The sequence below is a fragment of the Saccharopolyspora sp. genome (assembly GCF_017434145.1).
Taxonomy (GTDB): domain Bacteria; phylum Actinomycetota; class Actinomycetes; order Mycobacteriales; family Pseudonocardiaceae; genus Saccharopolyspora_C; species Saccharopolyspora_C galaxeae.
The window spans coordinates 1-10,021 of the sequence record NZ_JAFRFW010000804.1; the positions used below are offsets into that span (position 1 = coordinate 1).

Annotated in this window: 10 protein-coding genes; 2 read left to right on the forward strand and 8 right to left on the reverse strand. The window is 70.5% G+C overall.

Going from position 1 to position 10,021, the window contains the following annotated elements; all coding sequences use genetic code 11:
- Positions 1 to 230: 230 nt before the first annotated feature.
- The 8 genes from IJH84_RS21805 to mbhE all read right to left on the reverse strand — a co-directional run bounded on the left by IJH84_RS21805 (position 231) and on the right by mbhE (position 6,903).
- A complete protein-coding gene (locus tag IJH84_RS21805) occupies positions 231 to 782 on the reverse strand; it encodes a hypothetical protein (protein WP_200068615.1) in 552 nt (183 codons plus the stop codon).
- An 83-nt stretch (positions 783 to 865) separates the two neighbouring features.
- On the reverse strand, positions 866 to 1,213 hold the full coding sequence (mnhG, locus tag IJH84_RS21810; RefSeq protein ID WP_295148358.1) for a monovalent cation/H(+) antiporter subunit G: 348 nt from the start codon (positions 1,211 to 1,213) through the stop codon (positions 866 to 868).
- Positions 1,210 to 1,476: a monovalent cation/H+ antiporter complex subunit F gene (locus IJH84_RS21815; RefSeq protein ID WP_200068613.1), complete on the reverse strand. Its 267-nt coding sequence runs from the start codon at positions 1,474 to 1,476 to the stop codon at positions 1,210 to 1,212. The genes mnhG and IJH84_RS21815 overlap by 4 nt, the downstream gene beginning before the upstream one ends.
- Positions 1,476 to 2,030 (reverse strand): Na+/H+ antiporter subunit E, encoded by a 555-nt coding sequence (locus tag IJH84_RS21820; RefSeq protein WP_295148368.1) that lies wholly within the window; start codon positions 2,028 to 2,030, stop codon positions 1,476 to 1,478. Before IJH84_RS21820 ends, IJH84_RS21815 begins: the two co-directional genes overlap by 1 nt.
- Positions 2,023 to 3,555: a Na+/H+ antiporter subunit D gene (locus IJH84_RS21825; RefSeq protein ID WP_200068611.1), complete on the reverse strand. Its 1,533-nt coding sequence runs from the start codon at positions 3,553 to 3,555 to the stop codon at positions 2,023 to 2,025. Before IJH84_RS21825 ends, IJH84_RS21820 begins: the two co-directional genes overlap by 8 nt.
- A complete protein-coding gene (locus IJH84_RS21830; RefSeq protein ID WP_295148371.1) occupies positions 3,552 to 3,980 on the reverse strand; it encodes a Na(+)/H(+) antiporter subunit C in 429 nt (142 codons plus the stop codon). The genes IJH84_RS21825 and IJH84_RS21830 overlap by 4 nt, the downstream gene beginning before the upstream one ends.
- Positions 3,977 to 4,534 (reverse strand): MnhB domain-containing protein, encoded by a 558-nt coding sequence (locus IJH84_RS21835; protein ID WP_295148375.1) that lies wholly within the window; start codon positions 4,532 to 4,534, stop codon positions 3,977 to 3,979. The genes IJH84_RS21830 and IJH84_RS21835 overlap by 4 nt, the downstream gene beginning before the upstream one ends.
- Entirely contained in the window at positions 4,531 to 6,903 is a 2,373-nt protein-coding gene (mbhE, locus tag IJH84_RS21840) for a hydrogen gas-evolving membrane-bound hydrogenase subunit E (RefSeq protein ID WP_295148378.1), read from the reverse strand. Before mbhE ends, IJH84_RS21835 begins: the two co-directional genes overlap by 4 nt.
- Before the next feature lie 393 nt (positions 6,904 to 7,296).
- Between mbhE and IJH84_RS21845 the strand changes: the two genes are divergently transcribed.
- Both IJH84_RS21845 and IJH84_RS21850 read left to right on the forward strand, forming a co-directional pair.
- Positions 7,297 to 8,970: a serine/threonine-protein kinase gene (locus IJH84_RS21845; RefSeq protein WP_295148382.1), complete on the forward strand. Its 1,674-nt coding sequence runs from the start codon at positions 7,297 to 7,299 to the stop codon at positions 8,968 to 8,970.
- Between the two features lie 61 nt (positions 8,971 to 9,031).
- Positions 9,032 to 9,841, forward strand: a complete 810-nt coding sequence (locus IJH84_RS21850) for a purine-nucleoside phosphorylase (protein ID WP_200068607.1) — start codon at positions 9,032 to 9,034, stop codon at positions 9,839 to 9,841.
- The last annotated feature ends 180 nt before the right edge of the window (positions 9,842 to 10,021 follow it).

Sequence of the window (10,021 nt, forward strand, 5' to 3'; positions counted from 1 at the left end):
AGCGCGCGGCGTCGGCGGCGGGGCCGGTCGTGGCGGGGACGAGCAGCAGAAGCCCTCCGAGCGTCAGGACCGCCAGCAGTCGCCCGATGCGTCCCATGCGCACTCCACACCTTTCCACGCAAGATCCTTCGGCGGCCGAGGACCGCACCAGGCCATTTGATCACATCGGGCGTCGTCACAGCCGCCGTAAGAGCAAGGTCGCCCGAATCGGCGCAACGCCTTCGCCGCGCTCAGCCCGTGGTGTAGATCGACATGCCCTTCGACGGGTTGTCGCAGGCCGTCTTCATGCGTTCGCCGGAGGGCAGCACCTGGCACCGGTAGCCCTGCACGGTGGCGCTCCTGCTGGAGCCGTCGTACTCGTCGGCGGGCAGGTTCATGTACGCGGACATCACGTTGATCGCCTCGGTGCACCCGGCGTAGGAGCCGTCGGCTCCCCGGCGGGAGAACAACGAGTAGCTGGCACCGGCCTTGTTCGTGACATCGCCGCAGGCGAGGTCGCCGCCCGGGTCGTCTCCGCCCGGATCACCCGGCGTTTCGCTCGTCGTGCCCGGAACCGGCGTCGCGGTCGGCGCCGGACTCGACGCGGCGGACGACTCCGGGCTCTCCTGCTGCTCGGCAGTGCTCGGCGTGGGCTGCCCGGCGCTGGTCGCCGGGGTCGTCGCGACAGGGACGTGCGGTGGCACCGTCACCGAAGCCGGCTCACCCCCGCCGGGCGGGGGCTGCCCGCACCCGGCGACGGCCAGCACGCCGAGCAACGAGCCGATGATCAGCAGCGGGCGCATGGAGCCTCCGGGCGTTGAGCCGAGCTATCGACCAGAAGACGCGGACCGACCCCCGAGGTTCGGCGCTGGCGACCTAGAACACATCACCTGTGTTCGCGTTCCCGGTGGATCCGGTCGCCCAGCTCGTCCACCAGCAGCGTGTCCCGGCGGATGCTGTCCGCGCGATAGGCCGCCCGACCGACGAGCTGCGCGAGGACCGGCGAGGTCAGCATCTGGAACAAGCCCACCAGGATCAGACCGGTGGCGTAGCGGAATTCAAGCTGCACCGCGGTTCCGATGAGGATCAGGATCAGCCCCAGCGTCTGCGGCTTCGTCGCCGCCTGCAGGCGCGCGACCACATCCGGGAACGTCAGCAGCCCGATCGCACCGAGCAGGCAGGACAGCGCGCCTCCGATCAGGCACACCGCGGACAACACGTCGAGCCAGCTCACCGGTACGGCTCCTTCTTCTCGACCAACCGGGCAGCGCTCACCGAGCCGATGAACGCCAGCAGCGCGAACGCCGCCAGCAGCGCGATGTTCGACCCGTCCTGCTGCCTGCCCATCGCCACGCAGGTGCCGGCCACGATCAGCGTGACCAGCACGTCCAGCGACACGATCCGGTCCAGAGTGGTCTTGCCGCGGATCATCCGCACCAGCACCAGCAGACCGGCCACGCACAGCAGCGCCAGGGTCACGGTGAACACCACGTGCATCAGGAACCCGCCTTCCGGAACTTCTTGTGGCGGTCGACCAGCGCTACCTCCTGCGCAGATCCCACCGCGCGCACCACCCGGGCCTCGAGCGCGAGCACTTCGCGCCGCACCGAGGCGTCCTCACCGGGCCGCATCCCGAGCACGTAGACGTAGCAGATGGCGTGCTCGCGATCGACCTGCAGCACGAACTTGCCGGGTGCCAGCGAAATCCCGTTGGCGATCATCGCCGTGAGGTGGTCGGAGTCGGTCAGCAGCGTCACCGCGACGATGCCCGCTCTGGTGTCCCCGCGATGCCGCAACGCCTGCCACGACACCCGCAGCGTCGAGACCACCAGGTCCCACGCGAGGTAGCCGATCAGCTGCACCAGCGAGACCGGCCGGACCACGATGTTCGTGAACACCGGGGGCGGCGGGAACAACGCCGTGATCAGCACCGCGACCAGCACACCGAACACCAGCGTGCCCAGGTCGAGCGTGCCCCACAGCAGGATCCACACCACCGTCAGCCACAGCACCAGCGGCAACCTGCGCGCAAGGCGGGACAGGTCAGTCATGAGCGTCTCCCAGCACCGCGCTGCGGTAGGTACTGCCGTCCATCAGGTCCTCGGCGGCGCGATTGCTGACCCCGGACAGCGGCCCCGCGACCATGGCGATGACCAGGCTCGCGGTGACCAGCACGCCGGTGGCCGCGATCATCGGCCGGGTGGAGTTCCCGGTGCCGACGACGAGTTCGTCAGCCGGGTCCGGGTCGGCTTCCGGCGCGCGCACCTGGCCCCAGAACGCCCGGGTCCACACCCGCGCCACCGCGTAGAGCGTCAGCAGGCTGGTGAGCACCGCGCCGCCGGTGACCACGTAGGCGGCCCAGGTGCCCGCGCCGACGCCGGCTTGCAGCAGCGCCAGCTTCGCGACGAAACCGGAGAACGGCGGCACGCCAGCCAGGCTCAGCGCGGGCAGCGCGAACAGCACCGCGATCGGCGGGGCCGCTCTGGCCAGCCCGCCCATCCGGCTCAGCGCGACCGTGCCGGTGTGCCGCGTGATCAGACCGCTGACCAGGAACAACGTGGCCTGCACGGTGATGTGGTGCACGACGTAGAGGATCACGCCGGTCAACCCGACGATGTCGTAGACGCCGAGTCCGAACAGCATGTAACCGATGTGGCTGACCAGCAGGAACGACAACATCCGGTTCAGGTCGTTCTGCGCCAGCGCGCCGAGCGCGCCGACCAGCATGGTGATCAGCGCGATCGCCAGCATCAGCTCCCAACCGCGGTGGTGGTTGAACACCAGCGTCTGCGTGCGGATCAGCGCGTAGACACCGACCTTCGTGAGCAGTCCGGCGAAGACCGCGGTGACCGGAGCGGGCGCGGTCGGATAGCTGTCCGGCAACCAGAAGTGCAGCGGCACCATCGCCGCCTTCACCCCGAACACGATCACCATGAGCAGTCCGAGCGCGATCTGCAGGCCCTCCGGCAGCAGCACGACCTTGCCGCCGAGGTCGGCCATGTTCACCGTGCCGGTCGCCGCGTACACCAGCGCGATCATCGTGATGAACAGCAGCGACGAGGTGAGGCTGACGATCACGTAGGTCATGCCCGCGCGCACCCGGCTGGCCGTGGTGCGCCGCGTGATCAACACGTACGACGAGGACAGCATGATCTCGAAGGCGACGAACAGGTTGAACAGGTCCCCGGCGAGGTAGGCCAACGACACGCCGGCGCACAGCACCATGTACATCGGGTGGAACGTGGTGCTCGCCCGTTCGCGGCCGTAGTCGGTGAGCCGCTGGCCGATGGAGTAGATCAGCACGGCGAACGTCACCACCGCCGAGACCATCAGCAGCAGCGCGGAGAGCCGATCGGCTACCAGCGTGATCCCCGCGGGCGCCGGCCAGGAACCCATCTGCAGCACCAGCGGGCCGTAGGTATCGGTGACGTAGAGCAGGAACGCCCCGTCGACGATGATCGCGGCCAGCACGACCAGGCCGATGATGCGCTGGAAGTCGGCGAACCGGCCCAACGCCAGGGACAGGCCCGCAGCGGCCAGCGGCAGCAGTACGGGCAGCGCCACCAGGACGGTCACTGAGTGGCCTCCCGTTCGAGTTCCTCTTCCTGCACCTGGTCCTCTTCGGACTCGGCCAGCCTGCGTTCCAGCCGCCGGATCCGGCGGTCCTCCCCGTCGTCGCGGACTTCGTCGTGGCCCAGCAAGGTCCACGAGCGGTAGGCCAGCGCGAGCAGGAACGTGGTCAGCGCGAACGTGATCACGATCGCGGTCAGCGCCATCGCCTGCGGCAACGGGTCGGCCATCTGCTCCGGCGGAGCGTCGCCGAGGATCGCGGGCCGCGCGGGCGGGCCGCCCGCCAGTTGCAGCAGCAGGTTGCCGCCGTGCCCGACGACCACGATGCCGATCAGGATGCGCATCAGCGAGCGCTGCATCAGCAGGTAGAAGCCCGCCGAGTAGAGCGCCGCGATGACCAGGGCCATCGTGATGTTGACGGAGCCGCTCATGACTGCCCCCTCGCGGCCGCGGCGGCGTCGGCCTCCACGCCGGATCCGAGGGTGCGCAGCAGGTCCAGCACCACGCCGATGATCAGCAGGAACACTCCGATGTCCAGCACCAGGCTGGTGACGAACTTGATCTCGCCCAGCAGCGGGACGACGGTTTTGAAGGTGGTGCTGGCCAGCAGCTGCCCGCCGAACAACGTGGGCAGGAAACCGGTGAGGGTGGCGATGGTCAGCCAGATGCCGATCAGCACCGGCGGGCGCAGCGAGATGATCGCGCTGTCGTCCATCCGGCCGCCCGCGAGATAGCGCAGCGCGAACGCCTGCCCGGCGACCAGGCCACCGCTGAACCCGCCGCCCGCCCGGTCGTGCCCGGCGAACAGCAGGTACACCGCCAGCACCAGCACCGTGGGGAACACGATGCGAGCGGTGAGCTCGAGCAGCACGGTGCGTTCGCGCCCGTCCCGCGGGAAGCCGGTCAGCAGCCAGCGTTCCCGCGGTGCGTCCCAGTTCGTCCACGGCCTGCCTGCTTGGACTGCGGTGATCCGGGGGTCGGTCATTCGCGCACCTCCTCCTGGCGGCTGCGGTCCCCGCCCGGCGCGGCCGGTTCGGCGACCTTGGTCGTGCGGCGCGTGCTGCGGCGCCTGCGCTCGTGCCGGGAGGCCAGCACGAGGCTGGCGACGCCGGTCGCGGCGACGGCGAGCACCGAGATCTCGCCGACCGTGTCGAACGCGCGGAAGTCGACGATGATCGCGTTCACCACGTTCGTGGCGCCCGCGCCCTTCTCCGCGTTGTCCATGTAGAAGGCGCTGACTTCGGAGGGGTGCTGGCGCGCGGCGCTGAACGCGACCGCGGCCAGCGCGATGAACACCCCGCCCGTGACCGACAGCGCGAGCTTCGGCCAGCGCAGCAGCCGGGCTCTGTCGCCCTTGGTGAACCGCGCGGGCAACCGCCGCAGCACGAACACGAACGCGACCATCGTCAGCGTCTCGACGAGGAACTGGGCCAACGCCAGGTCCGGTGCGCCGTCGATGATGAACAGCCCGCCGATGCCGTAGCCGATCATGCCGACCAGCAGCACCGCGGTGAGCCGCCGCTTGGCCCGCACCACGGCGACGGACGCGACGAGCAAGAGCACCGCGAGCGGCACCTGCAGCAGGTTGTCGTAGAACCGGATGCCCTCGGTCAGCCGCAGCTGCGGCAGCAGCACCGAGCCCGGCACGATCAGCACGGTCAGCAGGATGATCGCCAGGTAGGTCGGCAGCGAACCGACCTGCAGGCGACCGGTGACGCCGACCGCGATCCGCTCCAGCAGCGCCATGATCCGCTCGTACCCGCGCTGCGCGTCGAGGAACCGCGGGAGCCTGCCGCGCACCGCGGTCAGCGGAACGCGCATCGCGTGCAGCCACAGCCCGCCGGCGATCGCGACGATCGAGAACAGCAGCGGCAGTTCGAAGCCGTGCCACAGCTCCAGGTGCAGCGGATCCGGCCCCGGCCCGAAAACCGCGGCGTAGGAGGAAGCGAGCTCGTCGGTGAGCGGATAGCCGATCCCGAGCCCCACTCCCGCGATGGCAGGTATCGCCGCAGGAACCTGCAGCACCGCTCCGGGACGTTTCGCGCTCGTGGCGGCCACTCCGGGCTTGGTGGCGAACGCGCCCCACAGCACTCGCGCGCTGTAAGCCACCGTGAACACGGAGCCGAGCACCAGCACGAGGTCGATGAACAGACCCGGACGTCCCTCGCCGAGGAATGCGCCGAACGCGGCCTCCTTGCCCAGGAAGCCCAGCATCGGCGGCAGCCCCGCCATCGAGGCGGCGGCCAGCACCGCAGTGGTCGCCAGCACCGGCATCCGCCTGCCCAGCCCGGACAGCTCGCGCACGTCCCGGGTGCCCGTCTCGTGGTCGACGATGCCGACCACGAGGAACAACGTGGCCTTGAACATGCCGTGCGCGAGCAGCATCGCCGCCCCCGCCAGCGCGGCCGCGTACGTGCCCTGCCCCATCAGCACCATCAGGAAGCCGAGCTGGCTGACGGTCCCGTAGGCGAGCAGCCGCTTGAGATCCGTCTCGTGCAGCGCCCGCCAACCGCCGAGCACCATCGTGAACAGCCCGAGCACCGCGGTCGGCACCGTCCACCACGGCACGTCCGCGAACACCGGGCCGAGCCTGCCCACCAGGAACACCCCGGCTTTGACCATCGAAGCCGCGTGCAGGTAGGCGCTGATCGGCGTGGGCGCGACCATCGCCGCGGGCAGCCAGTTGTGGAACGGCATCTGCGCGGACTTGGTGAACGCGCCCGCCAGGATCAGCACCGCGGCCACCACCAGCGGTGTCCCCTCCGGGGGTCGGGCGACGATCTCGGAGATCCGGTAGCTGCCCGCGGCCTCGCCGAGCACCACGAACCCGAGCAGCATCACCAGCCCGCCGAGCGTGGTGATCATCAGCGCCTGCAGCGCGGAACGCCGCGACTCCCGGCTGATGCCCGCCTGCCCGACCAGCAGGAACGAGCAGATCGTGGTCAGCTCCCAGAACACGTAAACGGTGAGCAGGTCGTCGGCCAGCACCAGCCCGAGCATCACCCCGGCGAAGGCCAGCAACAGCGGCGAAGATCGGCGCGCGTCGCCGCTGCCGGAGTGGAAGTAACCGATCGAATACACCAGCACCAGCGCGCCGATGCCGGACACCAGCAGCGTGATCAGCAGCGCGAGCGGATCGAGCCGGAAGTTGAACTCCAGCCCGAGCAGCGGCGCCCAGGTCACCTGCTCGACGACGGCGCTGCCTGCGAGCACTTCCGGCGACCGCGCCAGCACCCAGATCAGCGCACCGGCGGGCGGCAGCGCCGCGATCACGAACGCCGCTCGCGTGCTGCGCCTGGCCACCATCGGCAGAGCCAGGGCCACCAGCAGATGCGCGAGGACGAACGCGAGCAAGGGCACCTCCCGGTAAGCCGGTGATCGTCGACCTCGGACCAGGCGACCCCACGGGATTGTTCTGCACCCCTGCTCGGCACACCACCGGGTGCGGCTGCCGTGCGGGACGGGGTCGCCGGACGGGTCGCGCCCGCCGACGGTGGTCCCGGTCGCGCCCAACTTATCCGAATCCGACCCCGTGGTCATAATTCGCGCTGATCAGCGTTCGCGCCGTTCGCGGCCGTTTTTCGTTGCGACGAAATGACCTTGGGCGAATTGCGGGGGCACGGACCGCGCGGCCCGCGTGGGGAAGTTCACTAGGTGTAACGCGCTCGCCGAGGGTGATCCCCACACTCGGCGCCGGACTTTTCCGGTCCGCCCGTGAACCGGGCCACGCGAATGGACAATGGGCGGGTGCCGAAGACAGCAGACACCGGCGGGAACCGCCTGATCGCCGAGCGCTACCGGTTGGAGCAACGGATCGGTGGCGGCGCCATGGGCATCGTCTGGGCGGGCACGGACGAACTCCTGCGCAGGCCGGTGGCGGTCAAGGAAGTGCTGCTGCCCGCGGGGATGCCCGAGACCGAGGCCGCCGAGCTGCGCGAGCGCGCGCTGCGGGAGGCTCGCGCGATCGCGCTGCTGACCCATCCCAACGTCGTGACGCTCTACGACGTGGCCCGCGAGGACGGCGAGCCGTTCGTCGTGATGGAACTGGTGCCCTCGCAGAGCCTGTCCGCGGTGCTGACCGAGCACGGCCCGCTGTCCGACCAGCAGCTCGCCGTGATCGCCGACGGCGTGGCCGCCGCGCTGGAGTCGGCGCACCGGTCGGGGATCGTGCACCGCGACGTGAAGCCGGGCAACGTGCTCATCGGCGACGACGGCCGGATCAAGCTCAGCGATTTCGGCATCTCCCGCAACGTCGCAGAGCACACCATCACCGCCACCGGGATCATGCTCGGCACCCCGGCGTTCATCGCCCCGGAGATCGCCACCGGCGATCCGGTGACCGCTGCCGCCGATCTGTGGGGACTCGGCGCCACCCTCTTCGCGGCGAGCACGGGCGAACCGCCCTACGACGCGGGCGACCATCCGGTGGCCACGATCAACGCGGTGGTCAGCGGCCCGGTCCCGGCACCACCGCGGCACGGCCCGCTCGCCGAGGTGATCAGCGGTCTGATGGTCAAGGACCCGGCAGCGCGGATGCCCCCGCACGAGGTGCGCAAGCGGGTGCAGCACCTGCTGCCGGTGGCCGGTTCCCTGCCGTTCGGCATGTTGATCGACCCGGAGGCCCCGACGGTGCGGGTCCCGGTGCAGCAGAAGCAGCGGCAGCCGACGCGGGCCCCACAGGAGCCGGAGCCCGCAGCGCTGGCGTCCGATCCGGGGCCGCTGCCGTTCATGCTCAGCGAGGACGCCCCGGCACCCGCACCAGCGCGGCGCCGGTTCCGCTGGGGCGTGCTGGTGCTGGTCTGCACGGCGCTGGTGGTTTTCCTGATCGCCACCGTTGCGGGGTTCGCGGGCGTGCGGATCTACGCGGGCGAGCCGCCGCTGCCCGGACTGCCAGGGGCTGCTTCGCCCGTTCAGCCTCCGCGCACCGTGCGCTACGTCGACGACGCGAACGGGGGCAACGGCGCGGACGGTGGCTCGTTCTCGGTGCTCGCTCCCGCGGGGTGGGACACGTTCCGGGACAGCCGGGAGCGGCCCGCCGAGAGCAGGTCCGTGCGCCTGGTGTCCCCGGACGGCACGAGCGAAGTCGCCGTGGAGCGCTTTCCCGGCTACTACCGCGAAGGCCACACCATGCAGGAATTCATCGACACGCTCCCGGAACGGACCGGGTCGCCGCCGCAGATCTCGCTGAACCAAGCCATGGGCGAGTCCGCGGGTGGCGGTGAGCCGGATCGGCGGTTGGTCTACGTCAGCAAGCAGACCAGCCTGCTCGGCGCAGCGGCTGCGCAGGCGCCGCGGACCACCTACGCCTACCTGACGGCCCGGGACGGAGATCTGTGGGTCGTGCGGGTCGACTCGAACCAGGCGCAGGCGGGTGATCAGCGGTTCAAGGAGGCGCTGGACAGCTTCCGCACACCCGCGTGAGGCGGTCCGCTTCGCGAGAGCGGTCCGACCGCGCGGGCGCGGGTGGCTAGGCTGGTCGACCGTGACCTCTACTGCGACCTCCGACCCGTTCGCCACCGCAAGCGCAGCCGCGGCCGCCCTCGCCGAGAGCACCGGAGCCGCCCACCACGACCTGGCCGTCGTGCTGGGGTCCGGGTGGCGCCCGGCCGCCGACGAGATCGGCAGCCCTGCCGCCGAGGTGCTCATGTCCGACCTGCCGGGTTTCGCGCCGCCGAGCGCGACCGGGCACAGCGGCCGGATCAGGTCCGTGCCGATCGCGGGCAAGCAGGTGCTGGTGCTGCTGGGCCGCACGCATCTGTACGAAGGCAAGGGCATGGATCCCGTGGTGCACGGGGTTCGCACGGCGGTGGCCGCGGGCTGCCGGACCGTGGTGCTCACTAACGCCGCGGGCGGGTTGCGCGAGGGCATGGTGGTCGGGCAGCCGGTGCTGGTCAGCGACCACGTCAACCTCACGGCGCGGTCGCCGCTGGTCGGGCCGCACTTCGTGGACCTCACCGAGCTGTACTCGCCGCGGTTGCGCGGGCTGGCCAGGGAGATCGACGGTTCGCTGGAGGAAGGCGTGTACGCCGGGCTGCCCGGGCCGCACTTCGAGACACCGGCCGAGATCCGGATGCTGCGCGGGCTCGGGGTCGACCTGGTCGGGATGTCCACCGTGATGGAGGCGATCGCCGCCCGCGCGGCCGGTGCGGAGGTTTTCGGGTTGTCGCTGGTGACGAACCTGGCGGCGGGGTTGTCCGGGCAACCGCTGAACCACCAGGAAGTGCTGGACGCGGGCAACGCCTCGGCAGGCCGGATGGGCAAGCTGCTGCACTCGCTGGTCGAGCGAATCTGATCGTTCGTCTTCGATCGTTTTGCGTCGGTGATCGCTATGCGCCGGGCAATGGCACCACGGGCGCCGTCTCGCTGCGGGATCTCATCGGGTGAGTAGCGCCGGTCGGGCCTGCGTCACGGCGCCTGCCTCGGCGGCGCTGGTGATGGGGCCGGCCGACACGCCGGGGAATGTCGGCTGTTC